The organism is Micromonospora sp. NPDC007208 (genome assembly GCF_042869175.1).
In the GTDB taxonomy this organism is placed as follows: Bacteria; Actinomycetota; Actinomycetes; order Mycobacteriales; family Micromonosporaceae; genus Micromonospora; species Micromonospora foliorum.
In genome coordinates, this window is the sequence record NZ_JBIAFG010000003.1 from 141,136 (window position 1) to 167,033 (window position 25,898).

The 25,898-nt window shown below is 71.1% G+C and carries 24 protein-coding genes; 4 read left to right on the plus strand and 20 right to left on the minus strand.

Annotation, left to right across the window (positions count from 1 at the left end; genetic code table 11):
• Window positions 1-129: 129 nt before the first annotated feature.
• Window positions 130-729 (plus strand): class I SAM-dependent methyltransferase, encoded by a 600-nt coding sequence (locus ACFYL6_RS07040; RefSeq protein WP_387168582.1) that lies wholly within the window; start codon window positions 130-132, stop codon window positions 727-729.
• 76 nt (window positions 730-805) lie between these two features.
• Here the strand turns inward: ACFYL6_RS07040 and ACFYL6_RS07045 are convergent, their stop codons facing one another.
• From ACFYL6_RS07045 to glyA, 13 genes are all read right to left on the minus strand, one after another.
• The gene (locus ACFYL6_RS07045; RefSeq protein WP_124857610.1) at window positions 806-1,261 is read right to left on the minus strand and encodes a DUF2550 domain-containing protein; all 456 of its coding nucleotides are present in this window, start codon (window positions 1,259-1,261) and stop codon (window positions 806-808) included.
• Window positions 1,262-1,273: 12 nt separating this feature from the next.
• Window positions 1,274-1,555, minus strand: a complete 282-nt coding sequence (locus ACFYL6_RS07050; protein ID WP_030333186.1) for a F0F1 ATP synthase subunit epsilon — start codon at window positions 1,553-1,555, stop codon at window positions 1,274-1,276.
• 103 nt (window positions 1,556-1,658) lie between these two features.
• The gene (locus tag ACFYL6_RS07055; RefSeq protein WP_387168585.1) at window positions 1,659-2,801 is read right to left on the minus strand and encodes an LCP family protein; all 1,143 of its coding nucleotides are present in this window, start codon (window positions 2,799-2,801) and stop codon (window positions 1,659-1,661) included.
• 223 nt (window positions 2,802-3,024) lie between these two features.
• Window positions 3,025-4,461: a F0F1 ATP synthase subunit beta gene (gene atpD / locus ACFYL6_RS07060; protein WP_238659266.1), complete on the minus strand. Its 1,437-nt coding sequence runs from the start codon at window positions 4,459-4,461 to the stop codon at window positions 3,025-3,027.
• The gene (locus ACFYL6_RS07065) at window positions 4,461-5,390 is read right to left on the minus strand and encodes a F0F1 ATP synthase subunit gamma (protein WP_238659267.1); all 930 of its coding nucleotides are present in this window, start codon (window positions 5,388-5,390) and stop codon (window positions 4,461-4,463) included. The genes atpD and ACFYL6_RS07065 overlap by 1 nt, the downstream gene beginning before the upstream one ends.
• 4 nt (window positions 5,391-5,394) lie before the next feature.
• Window positions 5,395-7,047 carry a F0F1 ATP synthase subunit alpha gene (gene atpA / locus ACFYL6_RS07070; RefSeq protein WP_387168587.1) on the minus strand — a complete coding sequence of 551 codons (1,653 nt, stop codon included), beginning with the start codon at window positions 7,045-7,047 and terminating at the stop codon, window positions 5,395-5,397.
• Between the two features lie 141 nt (window positions 7,048-7,188).
• Window positions 7,189-8,010, minus strand: coding sequence for a F0F1 ATP synthase subunit delta (locus ACFYL6_RS07075; protein ID WP_387168590.1), 822 nt, complete (start codon window positions 8,008-8,010; stop codon window positions 7,189-7,191).
• Window positions 8,010-8,549, minus strand: a complete 540-nt coding sequence (locus ACFYL6_RS07080) for a F0F1 ATP synthase subunit B (RefSeq protein ID WP_387168593.1) — start codon at window positions 8,547-8,549, stop codon at window positions 8,010-8,012. Before ACFYL6_RS07080 ends, ACFYL6_RS07075 begins: the two co-directional genes overlap by 1 nt.
• A gap of 25 nt (window positions 8,550-8,574) precedes the next feature.
• Window positions 8,575-8,817 carry a F0F1 ATP synthase subunit C gene (locus ACFYL6_RS07085; protein ID WP_130404096.1) on the minus strand — a complete coding sequence of 81 codons (243 nt, stop codon included), beginning with the start codon at window positions 8,815-8,817 and terminating at the stop codon, window positions 8,575-8,577.
• 67 nt (window positions 8,818-8,884) lie between these two features.
• Entirely contained in the window at window positions 8,885-9,682 is a 798-nt protein-coding gene (gene atpB / locus ACFYL6_RS07090) for a F0F1 ATP synthase subunit A (RefSeq protein ID WP_238659271.1), read from the minus strand.
• Between the two features lie 11 nt (window positions 9,683-9,693).
• Window positions 9,694-9,930: an AtpZ/AtpI family protein gene (locus ACFYL6_RS07095; protein ID WP_030488045.1), complete on the minus strand. Its 237-nt coding sequence runs from the start codon at window positions 9,928-9,930 to the stop codon at window positions 9,694-9,696.
• Window positions 9,931-10,111: 181 nt separating this feature from the next.
• Window positions 10,112-10,537, minus strand: coding sequence for a hypothetical protein (locus tag ACFYL6_RS07100; protein ID WP_387168598.1), 426 nt, complete (start codon window positions 10,535-10,537; stop codon window positions 10,112-10,114).
• The gene (gene glyA, locus ACFYL6_RS07105; protein ID WP_091405895.1) at window positions 10,530-11,819 is read right to left on the minus strand and encodes a serine hydroxymethyltransferase; all 1,290 of its coding nucleotides are present in this window, start codon (window positions 11,817-11,819) and stop codon (window positions 10,530-10,532) included. The genes ACFYL6_RS07100 and glyA overlap by 8 nt, the downstream gene beginning before the upstream one ends.
• A gap of 35 nt (window positions 11,820-11,854) precedes the next feature.
• Here glyA and ACFYL6_RS07110 point away from each other — a divergent pair, with 35 nt between their 5' ends.
• Complete coding sequence (locus tag ACFYL6_RS07110) at window positions 11,855-13,315, plus strand: SDR family oxidoreductase (RefSeq protein ID WP_387168601.1); 1,461 nt, start codon at window positions 11,855-11,857, stop codon at window positions 13,313-13,315.
• Window positions 13,316-13,473: 158 nt separating this feature from the next.
• Here ACFYL6_RS07110 and ACFYL6_RS07115 read toward each other — a convergent pair whose 3' ends face one another.
• The 4 genes from ACFYL6_RS07115 to prmC all read right to left on the minus strand — a co-directional run bounded on the left by ACFYL6_RS07115 (window position 13,474) and on the right by prmC (window position 17,898).
• The gene (locus ACFYL6_RS07115) at window positions 13,474-15,585 is read right to left on the minus strand and encodes a transglycosylase domain-containing protein (protein WP_387168604.1); all 2,112 of its coding nucleotides are present in this window, start codon (window positions 15,583-15,585) and stop codon (window positions 13,474-13,476) included.
• A gap of 106 nt (window positions 15,586-15,691) precedes the next feature.
• Complete coding sequence (locus ACFYL6_RS07120) at window positions 15,692-16,303, minus strand: phosphotyrosine protein phosphatase (RefSeq protein WP_387168607.1); 612 nt, start codon at window positions 16,301-16,303, stop codon at window positions 15,692-15,694.
• On the minus strand, window positions 16,304-16,951 hold the full coding sequence (locus ACFYL6_RS07125; RefSeq protein ID WP_238661293.1) for an L-threonylcarbamoyladenylate synthase: 648 nt from the start codon (window positions 16,949-16,951) through the stop codon (window positions 16,304-16,306).
• A complete protein-coding gene (gene prmC, locus ACFYL6_RS07130; protein ID WP_387168610.1) occupies window positions 16,951-17,898 on the minus strand; it encodes a peptide chain release factor N(5)-glutamine methyltransferase in 948 nt (315 codons plus the stop codon). Before prmC ends, ACFYL6_RS07125 begins: the two co-directional genes overlap by 1 nt.
• A 73-nt stretch (window positions 17,899-17,971) precedes the next feature.
• On the opposite strand from prmC, the gene ACFYL6_RS07135 reads away from it, so the two are divergent.
• Window positions 17,972-19,516: a diguanylate cyclase domain-containing protein gene (locus tag ACFYL6_RS07135; RefSeq protein ID WP_387168613.1), complete on the plus strand. Its 1,545-nt coding sequence runs from the start codon at window positions 17,972-17,974 to the stop codon at window positions 19,514-19,516.
• A 136-nt stretch (window positions 19,517-19,652) separates the two neighbouring features.
• Here the strand turns inward: ACFYL6_RS07135 and prfA are convergent, their stop codons facing one another.
• Window positions 19,653-20,741 (minus strand): peptide chain release factor 1, encoded by a 1,089-nt coding sequence (gene prfA / locus ACFYL6_RS07140; RefSeq protein ID WP_387168616.1) that lies wholly within the window; start codon window positions 20,739-20,741, stop codon window positions 19,653-19,655.
• A gap of 133 nt (window positions 20,742-20,874) precedes the next feature.
• On the minus strand, window positions 20,875-21,099 hold the full coding sequence (gene rpmE, locus ACFYL6_RS07145) for a 50S ribosomal protein L31 (RefSeq protein WP_030333150.1): 225 nt from the start codon (window positions 21,097-21,099) through the stop codon (window positions 20,875-20,877).
• 275 nt (window positions 21,100-21,374) lie between these two features.
• Between rpmE and ACFYL6_RS07150 the strand changes: the two genes are divergently transcribed.
• The gene (locus ACFYL6_RS07150; RefSeq protein ID WP_387168619.1) at window positions 21,375-22,271 is read left to right on the plus strand and encodes an AAA family ATPase; all 897 of its coding nucleotides are present in this window, start codon (window positions 21,375-21,377) and stop codon (window positions 22,269-22,271) included.
• A 44-nt stretch (window positions 22,272-22,315) separates the two neighbouring features.
• On the opposite strand, the gene ACFYL6_RS07155 is transcribed toward ACFYL6_RS07150, so the two are convergent.
• Window positions 22,316-25,810: a phosphodiester glycosidase family protein gene (locus ACFYL6_RS07155; protein ID WP_387168622.1), complete on the minus strand. Its 3,495-nt coding sequence runs from the start codon at window positions 25,808-25,810 to the stop codon at window positions 22,316-22,318.
• Between the last annotated feature and the right edge of the window lie 88 nt (window positions 25,811-25,898).

The following is a 25,898-nucleotide window of genomic DNA, read 5'->3' on the forward strand; positions in this document are numbered from 1 at the left end:
CTCCCGTTGGCCCGGCCACCTCCTCCGGGTGGTCGCTCCGCCCAGCGGGCGGGTGCCTCCTCCGAGTGGCCGGCGGACCGGCTCGCCGAACGATCTTCTCCAGCCGCTCCCGGCCTAGCCTCGGTCGACATGATCACCGACAGCGGGAGCTTCGTGACCCAGTTCGCCCGGCACCCCCTCTTGGTCGGCGCACTACTACCCAGCGGGACGGGGCTGGCCCGGGACATCACCGCCTCGATCCCCCGCACCGGGCATCCCCTGGTGGTGGAGCTGGGCCCAGGCACCGGCCCTTTCACTCGGGAAATCCAGCGGCGACTCGACGGACGCGGGCACCACCTGGCAGTGGAGCTGAACCCCCGGTTCGCCGCCCGACTGGCTGACCGGTACCCGGCGGTGGAGGTGGTACACGGTGACGCGGCAGCACTCGACGGCCTGCTCGCCACCCAACGCAGTCCGTACGCCGACGTCGTGGTCAGTGGGCTGCCGTGGGCGGTGTTCACCGCGCAGCGGCAAAGGACTGTCATGGGCGCGGTATGCCGTGCGTTGGGCGCGGGCGGAGTGTTCACCACCTTCGCCTACCGACACGCTCTGCCAACCCCGGCCGCGCGCCGGTTCCGCCGGCTGCTCGACGACCGGTTTGAGGAGGTGACCGTGGGGCGGACGGTCTGGCGCAACCTGCCCCCTGCGCTGGTCTACCACTGCCGGCGCGCGCTACAACCTAACGGCTAGCCGGGTCAAACCTGCCTTGCCCAGGCCCGCCTCGCCCCGGGGCCGGCCTTGTCACGGTGAGGATCAACCCGCACCCTCAGGCGGCCGGCCAGTCCTGGGAGGCCATACGCGGCGAGACCGCCCCCGGAGGGGCGGCCTCGAGCCAGGAGAGAAAACCGGTCACGGTCGATCGCGCCATGGCGATCTCCACCGGTGCGTGGTGACTGGTACAGCGGAGGATCACCCAGTCGGCCGGCATGGAGAACCGTTCCTGACCTTCGGGCAACCGGCGGCGCTCCACGGCCAGCCCCTTGCGGGAGAGCACCCGCTTGGGCCGGATCGCGAAGCTGAACATTCGGTACCAGCGCAGCTCGTCACCGGCGAACCGGCCGAAGCCGGGCGACCAGCCACGGCCGTCGAGCATGGTGGAGACCCGGACGCTGAGCCGGATGATGCCACCGCTGCGGGTGACCAGAGCTCGCCGGACGAAGAGGATCAGAAGCGCGCCGAGGATGACGACAACGCCGATTCCGAATCCTTCGACGATCTCCATCCCCGGTGTGGCTCAGCGGCTCTGTGCGGAGACCGGGGTTGCGCTCTCGGCCAGCACGGTGACACCGTCGGCGCTCACCGAGAGGAAGCCGCCGGCCACCTCGTAGGCGACCTGCTCACCGCCAGCGAGCTTGATGCGGACCTGGCCGGGCTCGGCGAGTTGGCCGAGCAGCGGCGCGTGCCCCGGCAGGACACCGAGCTCGCCCTCGGTCGTCCGGGCGACGACCATCTCGGCGTCACCGGACCAGACCTTCTCCTCGACGGCGACGAGCTCGACGTGAAGCTGCTGTGCCACGCTGTCTCCTTGCTGCGGCTACGGATTGCCGAAAGTCTAGCCTGACGACGCGGCCCGCCCAACGCGGGTGGGGACAACGGCGCCCTGACTACTTGCCCTTGTGCTACTTGCCCTTGTTGACGAATTCCGGGTGCTCGAGCAGGAACGGGTCGAGTTGCTCGTTGTGCAGGGCGTCGAAGAAGTCCGGGACGCCCTCCTGGAACTGCTCGCCGAGATATCTCTTACCGTCGAAGACTCCACCACCGGGGAGCTTGATCATCTCGATGGTGTTCGGGCGGATGTCCTTCAGGGCGAGCCCGAAGTCGACCACGCTGTTACCCCGACCGTTGAAGATCAGCGACTGGCCGGCGGCGCGGAGCACCTTGTCCAGCTTGATCGGGTTGGACACCACGTCGGCGCTGAACGCCTGGCCGACCATGGCCTTGACGAACTGCTGCTGGTGGCGCTGCCGGCCGTAGTCGGAATCCGGGACGCCGTTCTTCGGGTAGCGCTGCCGAACGTAGTCAAGCGCCTGCCACCCACTCAGGTGCCGGTTGCCCTTCTTGTAGAGGGCCTGCGGGCCGACGTAGCCCTCACCACGGGTGTTGCCGGGCCGCGGCTTGCCGTCCGGCTGCTTGTGCTCGGACTTCACGTCACGCTCGATGTACATGTCGACACCACCCATGGCGTCGACGATCTTCTGGAAGCCGGTGAAGTTGATGATCGCGCCGGCGTCGAAGCGCTTGATGCCTGTCACCTTCTGCACGGTGGCGGCCAGCAGCTCGAAGCCCCGTGCCGCGTCGGGGTTGGCCCCCGGCACCTTGCTGCCGAACGACATGGCGGCATTGATCTTGGTGGTCTCGCCCGGGAAGTCGGCCTTCTTGAAAGCCGGGATCTGCACGTAGAGGTCACGTGGCAGCGAGAACAGGTAGGCCCGGTCCATCGATGCCGGCACGTGCAGCACCATGATCGAGTCGGCCAGTGGCGCGGCCGTCGGCGTACGCGGGTCGATGCCGACGAGCAGGATGTTGAGCGGACCCTTGATGTCGCTCTTCTTCGCCTGGGCACCCGCCGCCTGGTCGCCGAAGAGGTCGGCCTTGCCGACGGACCCCTCGTAGCGGGCCATGAGCACCTCGGTGCCGACCAGCACGGCGCCGCTGAGCACGGTCAGCACGGTGCCGAACACCGTGCAGATCTTGGCCCATCGCGGCACACCTCGCCAGATGGACGGCTTGCGGCCACTCTTGCCGGCCTTACCCACGAGCATCTCCGTTCGTTACGCCCACGACGAGGAAGACGGGCGCACGTCGCCGAAAGGTTGCAAAGATCAACGCTCGTTCAGGTGAGCGCGGAACGAACCGTAGCTCGGGAGCCGTGGGGGTGACGACCACGAGTAACGGACCGCGACGATGGTAAGGCGCGAACATGAACAAAAGACTGCCCCGGCATTGCCGGGGCAGTCTTTTTGCTACGGGTTGGATGGGGGCTGGTCAGCCCTTCATCAGCTCCTCAGCCTTGCGCTCCAGGTCCTCGAGACCGCCGCACATGAAGAACGCCTGCTCGGGGAAGTGATCGTACTCACCCTCGCTGATCTTCCGGAACGCCTCGATGGTCTCCTTGATCGGAACCGTCGAGCCCGGCACGCCGGTGAACTGCTCCGCCGCGTAGGTGTTCTGCGAGAGGAAGCGCTCGATTCGCCGCGCGCGCTGCACGGTGATCTTGTCTTCCTCGGAGAGCTCCTCGATACCGAGGATGGCGATGATGTCCTGCAGGTCGCGGTAGCGCTGCAGGATTCGCTTCACCTCGGTGGCCACCTGGAAGTGCTCGTTGCCGACGAACTCCGGGGCGAGGATCCGGGACGAGGACGCCAGCGGGTCCACGGCCGGGTAGATGCCCTTGTCGGAGATCGACCGCTCCAGGTTGGTGGTCGCGTCCAGGTGGGCGAACGTGGTGGCCGGGGCGGGGTCGGTGTAGTCGTCCGCCGGCACGTAGATCGCCTGCATGGAGGTGATGGCCTGGCCCCGGACGGAGGTGATCCGCTCCTGGAGCTCGCCCATCTCGTCGGCCAGGGTCGGCTGGTAACCCACGGCGCTCGGCATACGGCCGAGCAGGGTGGACACCTCCGAACCGGCCTGCGTGAAGCGGAAGATGTTGTCGATGAAGAGCAGCACCTCCTGCTTCTTCACGTCCCGGAAGTACTCGGCCATGGTCAGCGCCGAGAGCGCCACCCGCAGCCGGGTGCCCGGCGGCTCGTCCATCTGGCCGTAGACCAGCGCGGTCTTGTCGATGACGCCGGACTCGGTCATCTCGGCGATGAGGTCGTTGCCCTCACGGGTGCGCTCACCCACGCCGGCGAACACCGAGGTACCACCGAAGTTACGGGCAACACGGGTGATCATCTCCTGGATGAGCACCGTCTTGCCCACGCCCGCGCCGCCGAACAGGCCGATCTTGCCGCCCTTGACGTACGGGGCGAGCAGGTCGATGACCTTGATGCCGGTCTCCAGCATCTCGGTCTTCGGCTCCAGGTCCGCGAAGGCCGGGGCCTTGCGGTGGATACCCCAGTGGTCGTCCGGGGTCAGGGTCTCGCCCTCTTTGAGGTTGAGCACCTCGCCGATCGCGTTGAACACGTGGCCCTTGACCGCGTCGCCCACCGGCACCGTGATCGGCTCGCCGCGGTCGCGCACCTCGGCGCCACGGACCAGGCCGTCGGTCGGCTGCATCGAGATGGCACGGACCAGGTTGTCACCCAGGTGCTGGGCGACCTCCAGGGTCAGCGTCTTCTCACCGCCGGACAGGTTCACCTTCACGTTCAAGGCGTTGAACAGGGGCGGCATGGCGTCGCGCGGGAACTCGGCGTCGACGACCGGGCCGATGACCCGGACCACGCGACCCGTGGCCGTCTTGGTCTCTACTGGTGCAGTCATCACACTTCACTTCCCGACGCGGCCAGCGCGTTGGCGCCGCCGACGATCTCGCTGATCTCCTGGGTGATCCCGGCCTGGCGAGCCGAGTTCATCTCGCGCGTGTACTTCTCGATCATCTCTTCGGCGTTGTCGGTGGCGCTCTTCATCGCCCGCCGACGCGACGCCGACTCACTCGCCGCCGATTCGATCAACGCCGCGTAGATCCGCGTGTTGATGTACCTCGGCAGGAGCGCGTCGAGCAGCGCCTCCGCCTCCGGCTCGAACTCGTACGCCGGCAGCAACCCCTCGGAGCGCGGCCGGTCCTCCACCTGCATCGGACCGATGACCTTGGTGACCGGGCTCTGCGTCATGAGCGAGTGGAACTCGGTGTAGACGATGTGCAACTCGTCGACGCCGAGCACCCCGTCCGCTCCTGCGCCGCCGTCGGCGTCGTCCGCACCGGCCGTGAACGCCTTGATCAGCGTCTCACCAACGGTACGGGCGTCCTCGAACGACGGCTGCTCGCTGAACCCGGTCCAGTTCGCCTCGATCGGCCGGTCGCGGAACCGGTAGAACCCGACGCCCTTACGCCCGATGACGTAGAGCACCGGCTCCTTGCCGTCCGCGTTGAGCCGCGCGATCAGCGACTCGGCCATCCTGATCGCGTTGGAGCTGTAACCGCCGGCCAGGCCACGGTCGCTGGTGACCAACAGGACGCCAGCCCGCCGCACCCGCTCGCGCGGGGTGAGCAGCGGGTGGTCGATCCGCGCGTTGGACGCCAGCGCCGTGAGCACACCGGTGATGGCCTGGGCGTACGGCAGGGACGCCTGCACCCGGGCCTGAGCCTTGGCGATCCGGCTCGTCGCCACGAGCTCCATCGCCTTGGTGATCTTCTTCATCGACTTCGCCGAGCGGATCCGTTGACGAAGAACGCGTACCTGGGCCGCCATGGGATCAGCTCTCGGCCGGGCGGTCGGTCGCGCCGTCGCGGAAGCGGGTCACCGTCTCGCGGTTCTCGTCGCCCTCAAGCGGCGCGGCCGGCGCGTCGTTGACCCGACGATCCTCGTCCTTGTTGAGGAAGACCTGCTTGAACTCGGCGATCGCGCTGTCCAGCGAGCCGATGATGTCATCGTTCCACTGGTTGTCGGCGATGCCGGCCAGCACACCCTGGTGCTTGTGCCGCAGGTACTGGAGGAACTCGGACTCGAAGCGCCGCACCTCACCGACCGGAACGTCGTCCAGCTTGCCCTCGGTGCCGGCCCAGACCGAGACGACCTGCTCCTGCACCGGGAACGGCGAGTAGTTCGGCTGCTTGAGCAGCTCGACCAGACGCGAACCGCGGTCCAACTGGGCGCGGGAGGCCCGGTCCAGGTCGGAGGCGAAGGCGGCGAACGCCTCCAGCTCGCGGTACTGGGCCAGGTTGAGCCGCAGCGAACCGGCGACCTTCTTCATCGGCTTCACCTGTGCGGCGCCACCGACCCGGGAGACCGAGGTACCGACGTTGATCGCCGGACGGACGCCCTGGTTGAACAGGTCGGTCTCCAGGAAGATCTGGCCGTCGGTGATCGAGATGACGTTGGTCGGGATGAAGGCCGAGATGTCGTTGGCCTTCGTCTCGATGATCGGCAGACCGGTCATCGAGCCGCCACCCAGCTCGTCGGAGAGCTTCGCGCAGCGCTCCAGCAGGCGGGAGTGCAGGTAGAAAACGTCACCCGGGTACGCCTCACGGCCCGGCGGACGACGCAGCAGCAGCGACACGGCTCGGTACGCCTCGGCCTGCTTGCTCAGGTCGTCGAAGACGATCAGGACGTGCTTGCCGCCGTACATCCAGTGCTGCCCGATGGACGAGCCGGTGTACGGGGCGAGGTACTTGAAGCCAGCCGGGTCGGAGGCCGGCGAGGCGACGATGGTGGTGTATTCCATCGCGCCCGCCTCCTCGAGCTGCCCCTTGATGGAGGCGATCGTGGAGGCCTTCTGGCCGATGGCGACGTAGATGCAGCGAACCTGCTTCTTCGGGTCGCCGGTGCGCCAGTTGTCCCGCTGGTTGAGGATGGCGTCCAGGGCGACAGTGGTCTTACCGGTCTTCCGGTCACCGATGATCAGCTGCCGCTGACCCCGACCGATCGGGGTCATCGCGTCGATGGCCTTGATGCCGGTCTGCAGCGGCTCGTCGACGGACTGCCGGGACATCACGTTCGGAGCCTGCAGCTCCAGCTCGCGGAAGCCCTCGTTGGCGATGTCGCCGAGCGCGTCGATCGGCTCGCCGAGCGCGTTGACCACGCGACCGAGGAAGGCGTCGCCGACCGGAACGGAGAGAACCCGCTCGGTGCGCTTGACGCGCTGCCCTTCCTCGAGCTTGGCGGAGTCACCGAGAACGACGACACCGATCTCCCGGACGTCGAGGTTCAACGCCACGCCGAGCGTGCCGTCCTCGAACTCCAGGAGCTCGTTGGTCATGGTCGAAGGGAGGCCCTCGACGTGGGCGATACCGTCACCGGTGTCGGCGACGGTGCCGACCTCCTCGCGGGAGACGTCGGACGAGTAGGAAGAGACGTAGCGCTCCAGGGCGCCGCGGATCTCCTCCGTCGAGATGGTCAGCTCGGCCATCCTCTGCTTCCTTAAAATTCAGGGGCCCGGGATACCTAGTACCGACCGGTCCGAATGGCGTCTGTCAATCCGAGCGCTGAGCGACGGAGCCGCCCCCAACGCTGGGCGGCGGAGCCGCTCAGCCGCTGGACGGCGAGCCGATCAGCGCTTCGCGAGCGCGTTGCGGGTCTCGTTGAGGCGGCGCAGGATGGTGCCGTCGTACAGGTCGGAGCCGACCCGCACGCTCACGCCACCCAGGACGTGGGGGTCCACCGTCTGCTTGACGGAGACCTCTCGACCGTATATCGCAGCGAGGCTCGCACCCAGCCGGCGCTCCTCCTCGTCACTCAACGGGGCCGCCACGGTGACGTACGCCACCTGACGGTCCCGCCGTTCGGCGGCGAGTTCCACGAGCCGGGTGAGCGATCCGCTGAAGGAACGCCCCCCGAAGCCGGACAGCGCCACCTCGACGAGGCGAACGGTGGCCAGGCGGGTCTTGCCGGCCAACAGCTGGCCGACCAGGACCCCGCGCTGGTCCACCGGTGCCGCGGAGTTGGACAGCACCGCCGAAAGCTCGGGCTCGTTGGCGACGACCTGCCCGAAACGGAACAGCTCGTCCTCGACCTCGCCCAGGTCGCCGGCGGCCTCGGTGCTGGCCAGCACCGCTTCCACGCCGAGTCGCTCGACGGCGTCGAGCAGCTCCGACGGCGTCGACCAACGGCCGGACACCAGCGCGGCGAGCAGTTCGACCGCACCGTCGCCAACCTTGCCGCGCAGCATCCCGCCGAGCAGGTCGGCGCGGTCCGCGCCGGATCGGGCCGGGTCCGAGAGCGCCCGGCGCAGCCGCGGCTCCCGTCGCAGCAGCCCGCCGACGGCGAGCAGGTCGTTCGCGGTGTGTGCCACCGCGACCGCGTCATTGCCGCGGACGTACGCGTCGAGATGCTCGGCCCCGACCTTGTACGACTCCCGGCTGGCGGCCTGCATCAGCGGGCCCCCGTGCTCTCGAGACCGTTCAGGAACCGGTCGACGGTGCCCTTACGCCGCGCCTCGTCGGCCAGCGACTCGCCAACGATCTTGCTGGCCAGGTCCACCGCGATCGTGCCGACCTCCGCGCGCAGCTCGCGCACGATGGTGGCCCGCTCGGCGGCGAGCGCGTCCTTGCCCGCCTGGATGACCCGGTCGGACTCTTCCCGCGCCTTGGCGAGGATGTCCTGCCGGATGCCCTCGGCGTCGGCCCGCGCGTCGTCACGGATCTTGGCGGCGTCGGTCCGGGCCTCAGCAAGCTGGGCACGGTACTGCTCGAGCAGCTGGTTCGCCTCGGCCTGGGCGGCCTCGGCGCGCTTGATGCCGCCCTCGATCGCGTCGACCCGAGCCTGGAACGTCTGCTCCATGCGCGGGAAGACGAACTTCATCAGCACGAAGCAGAGCACGGCGAAGGCGACCGAACCGACCACGATCTCCTGCCAGAGCGGGATGATCGGGTTGTGGGTCGACTCACCACCCTCAGCGGCGAGGAAAATCATGGTTACCTCCCGGTCAAAGGGTGGATCAGGCTGCGGAGCCGGCCCAGATGAAGCCGAAGGCGATGCCCAGCAGCGCGAGCGCCTCGATGACGGCGAAGCCGATCCAGACGTACGGCAGGGTCATGCGCGACGACTCCGGCTGGCGGGCGGTCGACTGGATGTAGGCAGCGAAGACCAGGCCAACGCCGATGCCCGGGCCGATGGCGGCGAGACCGTAGCCGATGGCAGCGGTGCTACCGGTGACCTCGGCGAGAACGCTAGCGTCCATTGGTGTGGTTCCTCCTGGTTATCACGCGTGACTCTCACGCGGGACGACAACGGATGGTGCGGGTGGATCAGTGCTCTTCGGCGAGCGCGCCCTGCACGTAGCTGGCGGTGAGGACGGTGAAGACGTAGGCCTGCAGGACGATCACCAGGAACTCCAGGAAGGTGAGCGCGATGGTCATCACCCAGGAGAGCACCGAGACCGGGGCCAGCCAGGCGTTGGCGCTCAGCATCGCGAAGCCGCCGAGCGTGAAGACCAGCAGGAGCATGTGACCGGCGAACATGTTCGCAAAGAGACGGACGGCCAGCGAGAACGGCCGGACGATGAAGGTCGAGAAGAGCTCGATCGGGATCAGCAGCGGCAGGATGTACCAGGGTGCCGGCGGGATCAGCGAGTTCTTGAAGTATTTGACGAAGCCGTGCTTCTTGATGCCGATGTAGTTGAACAGCACGTAGCTGATGATCGCGAGGATCGCCGGGAAGGCGATGTGCGAGTTCGGCGAGATCTGGAAGAACGGGATGATCGCGAACGCGTTCGTCAGCAGCACGAAGCAGAACAGCGTCGTGAAGTAGGGGGCGAACCGCACGCCCTGGTGCCCGATCATGTCGACCGCGATGTTGTTACGCACGAAGCCGTAGATCGACTCGGCGAACCACTGCTTCTTGGTCGGCACCAGCTGCGGGTTCCGGTAGCTCGCCAGGAAGAAGATGATCAGGACGCCGACCGCGATCCAGACCATCGCCGTGATCTTGGTGACCCAGTAGGAGTCGTGTGCACCCCAGGGCAGGATGCTGGGCAGGTAGAAGTCCTCCACCGTGGGTGGGAATGCCGCCTGGCCCGCTGCCAGAACGTTCGCCTGTCCGAACACCGCGTCCCTTCCTAAGTAGGCGTGCCGAGCCGGCGGACGACGAGGATGATTCCCCCGGCCATACCGAGCACGACGCCGATCCCGGTGGCGACGCCGCCGGTGTCGAGCCACTGGTCAACCAGCCAGCCGATGAAACCCCACACGAGCATTCCTCCGATGAGGTAGCTGAGCGCGGTCCAACCCTGACCGGCGCCGGACGGAATATCGTCCGGTTCGCCGGCGGGACGGGGGGTTTGGTCACCAGCCATGACGGGGCGAACGATATCAGCCGGGAAGACGAGGCTGTGCCTCACCCCCCGCACAACCGTCGTTGTGTGGGCTTCTCGTGGGCGCCGTCGTCTGTGGGCACGCTACTCCCCTTCCGCCCGTCGGAAAATGACCGGAGGCCGACACATTTCGGCGCGTCCGAAGGGTGGGACGACCGCCAGGTCAGTTGGGCGCCCGGCGGGCGTGCACCGTGGTCAGCCACCAGATGTGCACCGCCGTCCACACTGCCACCCCGGCGACGATGCCGAGGCAGAGAGGGATCAAACCGGGCCAACCGGTCGACGCCACCGCCACCAGCACCACACCCAGCAGGCTGAACTTCAGCACATACAGGCCCAGGCCGAGCGGCAGCAGCAACTGCGGGTTGATCTGATCCGCCCGGGCCAGCACCACCGTGGTGAGGGTGTAGCTGAGCACCGTGACGCCCACGCCGGCCGCCGCGCCGAGCGCGGCCGTCCCGCCGCCGGTCACCCCACCCACCACGGCGGCGACCGCGGCGAGCGCCGCCGACGCGGCCAGCAGCACCGGGAGGTGCCGCAGCCGCCACCGCCGGTCGGTGCCCGGCTCGACCACCCCGGGCTCAGCCACGGGGGTACGCCGGGAACGCCGCGACCAGCTCGGACACCTCGGCACCGAGCCGGGTCAACTCGTCGGCCCCGCCCGGAGCGCCGGGATCGGTGCGCACCGCACGGGCGATCAGGGTCGCCACCTGGCGTAGCTCCCCCTCGCGCATCCCCTGGGTGGTGACGCTCGGGGTGCCCACCCGGATGCCGGAGGCCACCATCGGCGGCTGCGGGTCGTACGGGATGGCGTTCTTGTTCAGGGTGATCGACGCGGCGTCGCAGCGTCGCTCGGCCTCGGTGCCGGTCACCCCCAGCTCCCGCAGGTCGATCAGGGCGAGATGGGTGTCGGTGCCACCGGACACCGGGCGCATCCCCTCGTCGGCCAGCCCGGCGGCGAGCGCCTGGGCGTTGCTGACCACCTGTCGGGCGTACGTCTGGAACTCCGGCTGGGCGGCCTCGCGCAGCGCGACCGCCTTGGCCGCGACCGCGTGCATCAGCGGGCCACCCTGGGTGAACGGGAAGACCGCCTTGTCGATCCGCTGGGCCAGCGACTCGCGGCACAGGATCATGCCGCCGCGCGGGCCGCGCAGCACCTTGTGGGTGGTGGCGCAGACGACGTCGGCGTACGGCACCGGGGACGGGATCGCCCGACCGGCGACCAGGCCGATGAAGTGCGCGGCGTCCACCATCAGGTACGCGCCGACCTCGTCGGCGATCTCCCGGAACCGGGCGAAGTCGATCAGGCGCGGGTACGCGGTGGCCCCACAGATGATCAGCTTGGGTCGGTGCGCCCGCGCCAGGTCCCGTACCTCGTCGTAGTCGATCTGCTCGGTGTCCGGCCGCACCGGGTAGCCGACCGGGTGGAACCACTTGCCGGAGAAGTTCACCCGGCTGCCGTGGGTGAGGTGCCCGCCGTGCGGCAGGTCCATCGCCAGCACGGTGTCTCCCGGCTGCACCAGCGCGGCGTACGCGGCCAGGTTGGCGCTGGCCCCGGAGTGGGGCTGGAGGTTGGCGTGCTCGGCCCCGAAGAGCTCCTTTGCGCGGGCGATGCCGATCTCCTCGGCCCGGTCCACCTCGGCACAGCCGCCGTAGTAGCGCCGGCCCGGGTAACCCTCGGCGTACTTGTTGGTCAGCGTCGAGCCGAGCGCGGCCAGCACCGCCGGCGAGGTCAGGTTCTCGCTGGCGATGAGCTGCAGGCCGCCCCGCAACCGGTCCAACTCGCCGAGGACCACCCCGGCGATCTCCGGGTCGGTGGCCCTGAGCTGCGCGAAATCCGGCCCCCAGAAGGTGCTCGTCTCGGTCTCCACAGCGAACGAGTCTAGGGGGCAGCAGACTGGGACCTGTGAGATGCCTCGTCACCGGAGCGACCGGTTACATCGGCGGGCGGCTGACGCCGCTGCTGCTCGCCGATGGGCACACCGTGCGCTGCCTCGCCCGCAAGGCGGTGCGACTGCGCGACGTGCCCTGGGCCGCGGCGGCCGAGATCGTCGAGGGAGACCTCAGCCGACCGGAGACGCTGGCCGCCGCGTTCGCCGACGTGGACGTGGCGTACTTCCTGGTGCACTCGCTGGGCCGGTCCGACTTCGAGGCGGCCGACCGGGCGGCGGCGACCAACTTCGCGGCGGCGGCGCGAGCTGCCGGCGTACGGCGGATCGTCTACCTGGGCGGTCCACTGCCGGCGACCGACGCGGTCCCCTCGCCGCACCTGCGCTCCCGGGCCGAGGTGGGCCGGATCCTGCTGGCCAGCGGGGTGCCCACGGCGGTGCTCCGGGCCGCGGTGATCATCGGCTCCGGTTCGGCGTCGTTCGAGATGCTGCGGTACCTGACCGAGCGACTGCCCGCCATGGTCACGCCGCGCTGGGTTCGCAACCGGATCCAACCGATCGCCGTCCGCGACGTGCTGAACTACCTGGTCGGCTGCACCGCTCTGCCGGCGGACGTCAACCGGGGCTTCGACATCGGCGGGCCGGACGTGCTCACGTTCCGCGAGATGATGCAGCGCTACGCCCGGGTGGCCGGGCTGCGCCGGCGCATCATCGTGCCGGTCCGGGTGCTCACCCCGTCGCTCTCCTCGCACTGGGTCGGCCTCATCACCCCGGTGCCGAACAAGATCGCCCGCCCGCTGGTGGAGAGCCTGATCCAGGAGGCGGTCGCGGACGAACACGACATCGCCCGCTACGTACCCGACCCGCCGGGCGGGCTGACCGGCTTCGACGACGCGGTGGCGCTGGCGCTGGCCAAGGTGCGCGACGCCCAGGTGGAGACCCGCTGGTCGACCGCGAGCGGCCCGGACGCACCCGCCGAGCCGCTGCCCACCGACCCGGTCTGGTCCGGTGGCAGCGCCTACACCGACGTCCGGGAACGGGCGGTGGACGCGTCGCCCGCGGCGCTCTGGCGGGTCGTCGAGGGCGTCGGCGGCGAACACGGCTGGTACTCGTTCCCCCTCGCCTGGTCGATCCGGGGCTGGCTGGACCGGCTGGTCGGCGGGGTCGGGCTGCGCCGGGGTCGACGCGACCCGCACCGCCTCCAGGTCGGCGAGGCACTGGACTTCTGGCGGGTCGAGGAGATCGTCCCGGGCGAGCTGCTGCGACTGCGCGCGGAGATGCGGCTACCCGGCCGGGCCTGGCTGGAGATGCGGGTGCTGCCGGCCGACGACGGCGGCAGCCGCTACCAGCAACGCGCGGTCTTCCTGCCCCGCGGCCTGGCCGGGCACGCCTACTGGAAGTCGGTGGCCCCGTTCCACACGGTGGTCTTCGGCGGAATGGCCCGCAACATAGCCCGCAACGCCGAGCAGACCCACTGACCGCCCGCTCCCCGCTCCCCGCTCCCGCTCGTTCCCCGCGATCTTGCACTTTGTGTTGCCGATTTGCGGACCTCGGCACCTTTTGTCACCGCAGGAAGTGCAAGATCGGCGAGCGGGGTGGGGTGGGGTGGGGTGGGGGGTCGGGGTGGGGGTTGGGGTCAGTTGCCGGCTTGGGGTTGGGTCTGGAAGGCGGTTCGTTCGCTCGGCGGGACGAAGTCGCGGACCGGTTGGTCGCGCAGGGCGAAGGCGAGCACCTCACCGACGGCGTCCACCAACTGGGCCTGCACCGCCTGACCGACCGCGTCCCGGGGATCGTCCGGGTTCGCGGCCATCGAGGCGACCGCGAGCTGCGGGGTGAACGCCACCACCGTCTCCGTCTCGTACCGTTCCGAGCTGCCGGTCTTGCCGGCCACCGGACGGCCGAGCTTCGCCCGCAGGCCGGGAGCGGTGGCGCCGTCGCAGCGCCCGTACATCGACTGGTCGCCGACCGGGCAGCGGGCCGCGTCGGTGGCCGCCCGCGCCACGTCGGGATCGAGCACCTGTCGGCAGTCCGGCTTGGCGGCGTCGACCGGCCGGCCGCCCGAGTCGGTGATCGAGACCACCGGCAGCGGCGCGCACCAGGTCCCCTCGGCCGCCACCGTGGCGTACGCGGTGGCCAGGTCCAACGGGGTGGTGGCGGCAACACCCAGCGTGAACGGGCCCCAGTCCTTCGCGCCGTAGCGGGCCAGCTTGGCGTCGGACTCGGCCCGCAGCACGATGCCGAGCCGCTCGGCCATCTCCACCACCCGGTCGGCGCCGACCCTCTCGGTGAGCCAGGCGAAGTAGGTGTTCACCGAGCGGCCGAAAGCGCTCCACATGGTGCGGGGGCCGTCCATCGACGACGGGCTGGCGTTCGCCGGGCACCACCGCCCGTCGCAACTCGCCTCCCCGGTCACCGGGAAGCGGGTGAGCAACTGGGTCGGCGCCACGAAGTCGGTCGACAGCGGCAGGCCGGACTCCAGCGCGGCCAGCAGGGTGAAGAGCTTGAACGTCGAGCCGCCCTGGTACCCCTCGATCGCGCCGCCGCCGGCGACCAACTGGTTGACGGTGTTCGGGCGGTTCTTCTGCCCGACCGGGTTGCCCGCCACGCTGTAGGCCCGGTTGACCGACATCGCCAACACCCGCCCGGTGCCCGGTTGCACCACGGCGGTGGGCACCGCCTCGGCCCTGGTCGTCGGGTAGATCTTCAGCACCTGCTCGGTGGTGGCCCGCTGCACCCCCGGGTCCAGCGACGAGACGATGGAGAACCCGCCCCGGCGCAGCGCGCGCTGCCGCTCGTCGGCGGTCGCCCCGAACGCGGACTGGCTGCTCCACCAACGGGTGAACCAGTCGCAGAAGAAGCCCCAGTCGTTGTGCGCGTCGGGCACGCCCGTGCAGTCGTTCGGGGTCTCGCTGGGCCGCAGCTGCAACGGTTCGGCACGCGCCGCCGCCGCCGCGTCCGCCGGCACCTGCCCCGACTCCACCAGCCGCTCCAACACGTACGACCGCCGGGCCACCGCGCTGTCGGCGTCGCCGTTGATCGGATCGTCGCTGTCCGGCGAACGCACCAGACCGGCGAGCAGGGCCGCCTGGGCCAGGGTCAACTCGGCCGGGGACCGGGAGAAGTACCGCTTGCTGGCCGCCGCGATGCCGTACGCCCCGGCACCGAAGTAGGCGATGTTGAGGTAGCGGGTCAGGATCTCGTCCTTGTCGAGTTCCCGCTCCAACGCGAGCGCGTACCGCATCTCCTGGAGCTTGCGCACTGTGGTGAGTTCGGTGGCGGCGTCCCGCTGCGCCTCGCTCAGCCGGGGGTCGTTGCTGAGCACGTTGCGGACGTACTGCATGGTCAGCGTGGAGGCGCCCTGCCGGGTCCGGCCGTCGCGCTTGTTGACTGTGAACGCGCGCACCACGCCCCGCAGGTCGACCCCGCTGTGCTGGTAGAACCGGACGTCCTCGGCGGCCACGATCGCTCGGCGCATCACCGGGGCCACCTCGTGCAGCGGCACGTCCACCCGGTCCTCCTGGTAGAAGGAGGTGATCAGGGTGGTGCCGTCGTTGGCGTAGAGGTTGGAGCGCTGCGCGGTGGGCGGCGTACGGAGTGTGTTCGGCAGCTCCGAGTACGGCGTCGACAGGGCGCTGAAGCCGATCCCGAAGACCAGGGCGGCGGGCAGGGCGGCGGCGGCCAGCACCAGCCCGGCCAGCACCCCGGCGATCACCACGGTCAGCAGTTTGTCGAATTGGGCCCGGATCATCAGCTCTCCCCGCAGGAGCCGGTCACGCTAGGACCCGTTCAGAATGACCCGGAACGCCCCTTTAGCCCTGGGTTTTCCCCAAACCCGGAGGAAACTCGCACCACGCTCAGGGCAGCAGCGCGCCGGCCAGCGGGTGGACCGTCTCCTCGATCTCGTCGGCGACCCGGCTGAAGCACTGGTCGCCACGACCCCAGGGGTCGTCCAGATCATCGGTGGCCAGCGCCGAGGCGCCCAGCCGCGCGTCGTGAGCCGCCGCCACCAGGGCCACCCCCCGGGCGTACACGGCCTCCGGGGTGGCGTCGCCCGGCGGCAGCGCGCCGGCGTCCACCGCGGCCAGCAGCCGGCCGAACTCGCCCAGCACGAACGTGCGGGCCGCCGCGTCCGGACGAAGCGCCACCACGTACTCCTGCTGGTCGGCGGTGGCGGTCAGGACCAGGTCGGCGGCGTCGATGTGGTCCGAGCGCAGCTTGCGCGCCGCGAACCCCGCCACGTCCCCACCACGGCCGATGACCTGCCGGGCGGCCGGCGGGTTCATCTCCTCGCCCGCGTGCCAGCCACCCGTGCCGGCGCTGTGGCTGTGCACCAACTCCTCGGCCTGAGCCGGGTCCTGAGCACGCCGGGTCAGCCGCTCCCGCACCGCCAGGGCAAGCAGCCGCTCCGCCATCGGCGAGCGGCAGATGTTGCCCATGCAGACGTGCAGAACCGTGAACGGGGGCACTCAGGCCGCCCGACCGTCGACGAGATCCGGAACCACGTCGCGCAGCTTCTCCAACGGGATCGCCCCGGCCCGCAACAGCTGCGGCACCTCACCGGTCAGGTCCACGATCGTGCTGGGCACCGGGTCCGGGCAGGGCCCGGCCTCCAGGTAGGCCCGCACCGAGTAACTGAGCTGGTCGCGCGCCTCGTCGGCGGTGACCGCGGCCGGCTGGCCGGTCTTGTTGGCCGACGAGACCGCCATCGGGCCGGTCTCGCGCAGCACCTCCAACGCCACCGGGTGCAGCGGCATCCGCACCGCCACCGTGCCCGTCTTGTCGCCCAGGTCCCACTGCAGGCTCGGCGAGTGCTCGACCACGATCGTCAGGGCACCCGGCCAGAACGCCTCCACCAGGTCCCGTGCGGCCGTGGGCAGCGAGAAGACCAACCCGTCCAGGGTGTGCCGCGAGCCGATCAGCACCGGCGGCGGCATCTGCCGACCCCGGCCCTTGGCATCCAGCAGCGCCTTCACCGCGTACGGGGTGAACGCGTCCGCGCCGATCCCATACACGGTGTCCGTCGGGAGAACAACCAGCTCGCCGTTCTTGACCGCCTCGATCGCCGCAGCGATGCCGCGGTCCCGATCGGCGGGCGACCGGCAGTCGTAGAGCATCACGAGGAGTCAGTCTGCCACGCCGCCCCGATCGGGGCGTGCTGGCCGTCCGCCCGTCGGGACGCGGTCGCGTAGCGGGGACGCCCGGTGAGGTCCAGATGCTCCGCGACAGCGGTGAAGCCGCCGTCCTCGGCGAGCAACCCGGGCACCGCCGCGCCGTGGGTGTCGTCGTGCTCGACGCCGAACACGCCCCCGGGGCGCAACAGCACCGCCGCCCGGGCGACGACCGGCCGGATCACCACCAGACCGTCCGCACCGCCGAAGACCGCCTCCGCCGGGTCGTGCCCGGCCACCTCCGGCGGGACCACCACGTCGTCCGGCACGTACGGCGGGTTGCAGAGCAACACGTCCACCCGGCCCACCAGCTCCGCCAGCAGGTCCGGCGCGGTCACGTCGGCCTCGACCACCTCGATCGGCCGGTCCCCCGCCGCGGCGCGCTCCGCCGCGTTGCGCCGCAGCCAGGCAAGCGCCGCCGGGGACCGCTCCACCGCGATCACCCGCGCCCCCGGCAGCTCCTGAGCCACCGCCAGGGCGATCGCGCCCGAGCCGCTGCACAGGTCGACCACCACCGGGTCGGGCCGGCTCCGGGCCTGCTCGACGCCCCAACCGGCCAACAGCTCGGTCTCCGGCCGGGGCACGAAGACACCCGGGCCGACCGACAGCTCCAGGTGCCGAAACCCGGCCCGACCGGTCAGGTGCTGCAAGGGCTCACGCGCGGCGCGGCGGCGGGTCAGCTCGTCGAGCCGCGCCAACTCGTCGTCGCCGAGGTCGTCGGCGAGCGCCAGCCGACCCCGGGAAACCCCCAGCACGTACGCCGCCAACACCTCGGCCTCCACCCGGGCGGAGCCGACCCCGGCGGCGGCGAGCGCACGGGCCGTTCGGGCCACCGCGGCCGACGGCCGGATGGGGCCTGTCCCTTCGGGGGGGTGTTGCGGCAAAGTACTCACGACATAATCATGAAGCGTCGCGAGCGACGTGACGAACAGGTGCGCCCAGGCGCGCACGACAGGAGGTTGGCGGGTGGGCTGGCTCGACCGGGTCGATGACCAGGTTGACGCCCTCACGCACGCCCGGGCGTTGCAGGAGGCCAGCCGCTCCGCAGAGGCGTACGTTCTGCTGGAGCGTGTGATCCGCACCACCACCGACCCGGCGGCACGGGCGGACGCGATGGTGCAGCGCCTCTCCGCGCTGATCAATCTCGGTCGGACCGCGGAGTTCACCCGGGCCATCGAAGAGGCGTCGGCGGCCGTCCGCGACCTCGCCGAGCCCTATCTGCACGGGCACCTCAACGCGCTGGCCGCACTCGCCGCGCACCACCAGGGCGCACTGGACCGCTGCGTCATGCACCTCGTCCGAGCGGCCCGGGCGCTGGGCGCCGTCGCCGACCCCGACCGGGACACCGCCTGGGGCTGGCACGACCTGGCCATGGCCTACAGCTACCTCAGCTTCCACGGGTACGCCCTGGGGGCCATCGAGCGGGCCCGGCAGCTCGGCCTGACCGCCGGGATCCCGGAGGAGACGTTCGCCGCGCCGGGCATCCGGCTGCGCAACGCCGTGGCCCTGGACCACAACGGCGACAGCGACGGTTGCCTGCGGGTGCTCCGGGACGTGGCCGCCGACCTGGCCCGCTTCGTCCGCGCCGGGCGGGCCGGCCAGCTGCGCCCGAGCAGCCTCGCCGCGTACGGCTACGCGGCGGCCCGACAGGCCGCACTCGGCGACCAGGTGGCGACCGAAGGGGCCCAGCCGGCCCGGTTGATCAGCCACGGCGGGGACAGCGCCCGCGCTCGCGACCTGCGTCAGCTCGGGCAGGTGTGCCTCGCCGTCGCCGACGGGCGGCCGATCGAGGCGGTCGCCCGACTGGACACCGTCCAGGTGTCGAACGAGACGCTGGGGGCGGCCGAGCCGGCCCGGCTGCGCAGCATCGCGCTGACCCGCGCCGGGGACCACCTCTCCGCGCACCGGGCCGACCGGCTGGCGTTCCGGCTCGCCGCGCAGCGCAACGACCGGCTGCGTGACGTCTACATCGACGGCATCGCCGCCCGCATCGACCACGAGGAGATGCGCCGCGAGGCGGCGCGCTTCGAGGGCGAGGCGTTGACCGACCCGCTCACCGGGCTGCCGAACCGCCGCCGGCTGGAGCGGTACATCACCGCCGTTGTCACCCGGGGCGAACGGGTGGTGATCGGCGTCTGTGACCTGGACGGCTTCAAGGCGGTCAACACCCGGCACGGGCACCACTCCGGCGACCTGGTGCTGCAACGCATCGCCGGTGTGATCAACCGGGTGATGCGCCGGGGCGACTTCGTGGCCCGCTACGGCGGTGACGAGTTCGTGGTGGTGCTGCCGGACACCGGCATGGCCGAGGCCGCCGAGGTGGCCCGCCGGATCGAGGCCGCGGTCCGCCTGGAGGACTGGGAATCGTTGGTGCCGGGCACCCCCGTCGGGGTGAGCATCGGCTTCGCCGAGGTCTCCGGCGGCAGCGGGCTGCGCGACGCGCTCAGCGTCGCGTTCGAGCAGGCCGACCGCGAGATGCTCCGCGCCAAGACCCGCCCCCGCGCCAGCTGACCACCCGGGCGCGCTGGCCTGACCACCCGCACGCGCTGGCGTCGATCAAGGGGTTGTGGTGCCTCGCGAAAACGCCACGGCGGGACAATTCGCCCACCACAACTCCATGATCGACGAGGCGCAACCGCAGTCGCGGTCAGCGGCGGGTCAACTCGGTGTCGCCGGCGAGGCGGGCGGCCCGGTCGGCCTCGGTGAGGGCGTCCAGCACCCCGTCCAGCTCGCCACCGAGCGCCAGATCCAGGTTGTACGCGGTGTAGCCGATCCGGTGATCGGTGATCCGGTTCTGCGGGAAGTTGTAGGTGCGGATCCGCTCCGAGCGGTCCACGGTGCGAACCTGGGCCTTGCGCGCGTCCGAGGCGGCGGCGTCGGCCTGCTCCTGGGCGGCGGCGAGCAGCCGGGCCCGCAGGATCCGCATCGCCTGCTCCCGGTTCTGCAACTGGGACTTCTCGTTCTGGCAGGAGACGACGATGCCGGTCGGCAGGTGGGTGATCCGCACCGCCGAGTCGGTGGTGTTCACCGACTGGCCACCCGGCCCGGACGAGCGGAACACGTCGGTGCGCAGCTCGTTCTGGTCGATGGTGACGTCGACGTCCTCGGCCTCCGGCAGCACCAGCACCCCGGCGGCGCTGGTGTGGATCCGCCCCTGCGACTCGGTCACCGGGACACGCTGCACCCGGTGCACGCCGCCCTCCCACTTGAGCCGCGACCAGACGCCGTTGCCGCCGTCCGGCACGCCCTTGGTCTTGATCGCCAGGGAGACGTCCTTGACCCCGCCGAGGTCGGAATCCTGTGCGTCGATCACCTCGGTGATCCAGCCGTGGCGCTCGGCGTACCGGGTGTACATCCGCAGCAGGTCACCGGCGAACAGCGCCGACTCCTCGCCACCCTCACCGGCCTTGATCTCGACGATCACGTCCTTGGCGTCGTGCGGGTCGCGGGGAATGAGCAGCTCGGCGAGGCGCTCCTCCAGCACCGGCAGGGACCCGGCGATGGACTCCGCCTCGGCCGCGAAGGACGGGTCCTCGGCGGCCAGCTCGCGAGCCGCGGCCAGATCGGCGCGGGCCTGCTCCAACTCGTCTGCGGCCTTGTGCAGCGGCACCAGCGCGGCGTACCGGCGGCCGACCCTGCGCGCGGTGGCCTGGTCGGCGTGGATGGCCGGATCGGCCAACCGCTTCTCCAGCTCCGCGTACTCGTCGAGAAGGCCGGCCAGACGCTCGCTGCTCATGCTGCGGATGCTCCTTCGACGGTGCGCGACGACCGGGCCGGGGCCGGGAGGCCGACGGCCGGGCGGAAACGGAGGAAAATGCGGACGGCGCCCGCGTCCGGCGAAAAACCGGACGCGGGCGCCGAACGAGGAGCTACTTGGCCTTCTTGGCCTGAACCTTGGCGTACTTCTGCTGGAACTTCGCGACCCGGCCGGCGGTGTCGAGAACGCGCTGCTTACCGGTGTAGAACGGGTGGCAGGCGCTGCAGGTCTCGGCGTGGATCGCCCCGCCCTTGGCGGTGCTGCGGGTCGTGAACGTGTTGCCACAGGAGCAGCTGACCTCGGTGGTCACGTACTCCGGGTGGATGTTTGCCTTCATCTCGCCTCGGTCCTCTCGTTGGTGGTCGCCGGGTCGCCGTCATCGCTCGTCGCGCCGTACGCGACGGGCTCGGGCGTGAACCGGAACCGGTGGCCGATTGACCAGTGTGCCATGGGCCTGAGCCGACCCGGTAATCGGGCCGCACACCTCGTCCGGCATCGTCAACACGTGCCTACCCGTCCGCATTCCCGCCGCCCGACGGGGCATTCGCGCACCCGGCGGAGAGCCGCCAGGTACCCCGCCCGGGGTACGCCCGCCGAGCCGGAGGTGCGTCGATGACCCGCCTGATCGCCACCCGGGGACTGCCCGCCTCGGGTAAGACGACGTTCGCCCGCACGCTCCAGCCGTCGGTCGCGCGGGTGAACCGGGACGACCTGCGCCGGATGCTGCACGGCGAACGGCTGTTCACCCAGTGGGCCGAGGCACAGGTGACCGCCGTCCAGCGGGCTCAGGTCGAGGCGCTGCTGCGGGCCCGGGCGGACGTCTGCGTGGACGACACCAATCTGCGCGCACGGACGCTGCGGGACTGGGCCGAGCTGGCCGCTCGCCACGGCGCGGACTTCGAGGTGCACGACTTCACCGACGTGCCGCTGGACGAGTGTCTGCGCCGCGACGCCGCCCGCCCGGCCGCCGACCAGGTCGGCGGGGACGCGATCCGCCGGCTGCACGAGAGGTACCTGGAGGGCCGGACCCTGCCGTTGCCGGTGCCGCAGGCCCGCACCGGACGCCCCGCCGTGGTGCACCCGCCGTCGACCGAGCCACCCGAGATCGTGCTGGTGGACATCGACGGCACCGTCGCGCTGGCCGTCTCCCGCAGCCCGTACGACATGACCCGGGTGGGCCAGGACCAGCCGAACACGGCGGTGATCGCGGCGGTCCGGGCGATGCACGCCGCCGGGTACGGGGTGGTCTTCTGCTCGGGGCGGGACGCCTCGGCCCGCGCGGCCACCGAGGCGTGGCTGGCCCGGCACGTTCGGGTCCCCTACCTCGGCCTGCACCTGCGGGCCGTGGGCGACTCCCGGAAGGACTCGATCGTCAAGCGGGAGATCTACGACCGGGAGATCAAGGATCGTTACCGGGTGGCCGGCGTCTTCGACGACCGCGTCCAGGTGGTCCAGATGTGGCGATCCCTCGGCCTCACCGTCTTCCAGGTGGCCGACGGCGACTTCTGAGGTGTCCGGACGGGCCCCCGCGCGTGGGGGCCCGTCCGGACAGTTCACCCGGTGACGGTGATGGTGGCCTCGGCACGGGCGCCGTTGACCTCGACCGTCAGGCGTACCGGCGCGCCGGGCCGCAGTGCCGTCAGGGTGCCGGTGGCCGGGTCGAACCGGGCGGTGTGCCAGGGACGCACCCCGGCGGCCGAGCCGACGTGCACTTCCGGCGAGGCCGACCAGTCGGCGCTGACCGGTGCGGCCACCGGGACCGTACGCCCGCCGGGCTGGGTCAGCGTGGCGGTGACCGTCGCGGGGGTGCCGACCGCGACGCTGGCCGGGGCGGCCACCGTGAGCCGGTCGACGTGCGCGTGGAACTCCGCGTCCACCCAGCGCGGGCCCTCGGCGAGCGGGTCACGGCGGGCCCGGTCGGCCTCGGCTGGGGTCACCGGGTCCACGCCGAATTCCGTCCAGCCGGTGAAGCCGCCCTGGTCGGCAGGGGTGGACGGCGTCTTGCCCGCATTGCCGTTGATCACGTAGGGCACCCCGTCCACCCGGTCGGCGTGGAAGGTGCCGACGTGCCCGCCCACGAACAGCGCGCCCTTGCCGGTGCGGTGCTGGAAGTCGGCCAGCCACTGCTCCAGCAGCGCCGCCTCCTTGCGGTCGCCGAGCTGGCTGGCCTGCGCCGGGCTGGGGTCGCGCGGCGGGTGGTGGTGCAGGACGACGACCGAACCCACGCGCCGGTCGGTGGCCGCCGCGTCCAGCGTCTCGCGGAGCATCCGTACCTGGTCGAAGCCCCCGCCGCGCAGCGTCCCGGTGGACGAGTTGAGCGTCACGAACCGGGTGCCGTTGTGGTCGAACACCCGGGAGGTGGCACCGAACGCGGCGGCGAAGTTGCTGATCGGGGCGCCCATGATCTCGTGGTTGCCGGGCACGTAGTACCAGGGCAGCGCGTCGCCCAACTCCTCGTCGAGGATCCGCCGGGCCAGCGCGAAGTCGGCCGGGTAGGCGGTGTCCACGAAGTCACCGTTGATCAGGAGGAAGTCGGGTCGGGCCGCCCGCACCTCGCGCAACGTCCGCCGGGCCTGGGCGACCAGGTCGCTGTCCGGGTCGGCGGCGACGAACTGGGCGTCGGAGAGCACCGCGAAGCGCCACGGCGCGCCGTCCACCGTGCCGTCGCGGACCACCACCCGATCGGTACGCGAGGCCACCTCCGGCACGTCGACCGTCGGGGGCACCTTCGCCACCAGGTCGTCGATGATCACCTCGCTGGTGTACTGCGCGGCGGCGTTCGTCTCGGCCACGTAGAAGCGGCGTACCCGCACCGGGTACTGCACCCCGGCCGGCACCGCGAACTCCACGTACCGCCAGCCGGTCCAGGTGATCAGTGGGCCGCGCAGCACGTGCTGGGTGTCCTGGGCGTCGTGCAGGTGCAGGCTGGGCCACTCCCCGGTGCCGTTGCCGTGGATCCACATCCCGAAGGCCTGCGGCTGACCGGGCACCTCGATCCAGGAGGGCGGGTCGGCGTACGCGGCCCGCGTGCCGGTGGACTGGCCGAAGTCGTACGACATGCGCAGGCCGGTGCCGGTGTGGCCCGGCGCCGGCGCGACCGAACCGCTGGCGCGGGCCTGGCTGAACCGCCAGGAAGCGGCGTCGTCGAAACCGGCGACCGGCACGTCGGTCAGGCCGACGGTGACCGGCAGGACAACGCTCGTGCGGCCGACGCGAACGGTCACCAGGCCCGAGCCGGTGTCCCCCAACGCGGCGACGGACAGGTTGCCGTCCCCGGTGGGGGTGATCCGCAGCAGGTCCCGGTCGTAGTCGAGGGTGAGGTCGGCCGGCTCGATCGGCGCGGTGTTGCCTTCGGCGTCGTACCCGACCACGCCGACCAGGGCGTTACCGTCCCGGCCGGTCAGCCCGACCCGCGGCACGGTGGTGCCGATCCGGGCCAGCGGGCCGAGCACGGTGAGGTTCAGCGAGCCGGTGACCCGCCCCCGTGCGGCGGTGACCGTGCTGGCCCCCGGTGCGCCGGCGTGGAACACGCCGTCACGGTCGACCCGGCCGCGTACCGCAGGGGTCGCCCGCCAGGTGGGAGCGCCGGCCGCCGGCCCGTACGTCTCGTCGTAGCCGGATGCGGTGAGGGTGCGGGTCAGGCCCGGGAAGACCCGGTCCGGCCGCCCACCTCGCACCGGTGAGACACCCGGGGCGGCGGTGGGGTCGCTGGCCGTCTCGACCCAGTAGCCGGTGAGTCGCCCGCTGCCCTTCGGCGCGTAGATGGCCAGGCCGTTGGGCACGCCCCGCTCGCTGCCGTCGGAGGGGCCGTTCTCCACCTGCACGGCGGGCGCGCCCGGCTCCCGCGCCAGCAGCGTGGACGATCCGCCGCCATCCAGGTTGAGCGCGTGGTGGGCGCCCAGCTCGGCCATCATCCGGCCCATCTCGGTCTGCGTCACGCCGCGGCTGTCGACCTGACGACCGTCCACCGTCAGCATGATCATCTTTCGACCGTCGGCGCTGAACCCGACAGCGGTGCGGGGGGCGAGGGTCGGATCGGCGATGCTCTGCACGACGCCGTCGCGGACCAGCACGTTGCCGCCCCCGACCGCCGCGTGCAGGGTGCTGCCGTCGGAGGGCTTCGGCCGCCAGGCCACCGCCACCGGGTCACCGGCGCGCAGGCCGGCCAGCGCGTCCGCGCCGAGGTCACGGCCGAGCAGCACGGTGCTGCCGGCGGCGATCGGGCCGCTACCGGCCACGCTTCCCACCGCGGCCACCCGGCCGTTGGTCACGGTGACCTCGACCACCCGGGCCGCGCCCTCCACGGCACGCGACCGGGTGTACGTCCCCCACAGGTCGGTGAAGGCACCGATACCGTCGGCCTGGACCATGTTGTTGAACTGGGTCAGCGGGACCGGCCCGGTGGGCAGGGTGGCGCTGCCGTCGAAGTTCACCTCGATCACCCGCCCGAGGCCGTTCGTGGTGACCGCCACCGCGTTGCGGTGACCGCTGACCCCGGACTGGATCAGCTCCCCCTCCCGGACGCCGACGCCCTGGGCGGCACCGGAGTTGTTGATGTCGAAGAAGTCGCCGTTGACCGCGGCGACCGCGCGCGACTGGTCCACCGCCTTTCGCAGCGGCTCGGCCCGGCTGACCGCGCCGGAGTTGACGTAGTCGACGGTGGAGCCGCCACCCAGGTCGGTGGTGAGCGCGTCGGCGCGCAGCCAGCCGTCGGCGTCGTACCTGTCGAAGGACGTCAACTGCACGCCGGGCGCCACCGGTCGGGTGGCCTTCGTGGTCTCCAGCCCGCCGGCCGGCTCCAGACCACCGACGCCGACGGCCGGGGCGGTCGCGACTGTCGGGGAGGCGGCCAGGCTGACCGAGCCGGCGGGGCGGGAGGACGCGGGCGGCGCGTCCTCCGCGATCGTGGGTGAGGCCACGGACGGTGGTGCCACGGTGGGCGGGGCGACGGTGGGTGCGGCAGTGGCGGGCGGCGACAGGGCCAGGGCGAGCAGCGGCGTCAGCAGCAGGACGCCGGTGCGGCGGGCGGATCGTCTGCGGGTACGCATGGACGACAGTCAACCCGGCCATGAATAGAAGTTTCAATACCTGTCGACTGAACCGAAGGAAAATTCCATCAACTCCCGGCGCGGGCGT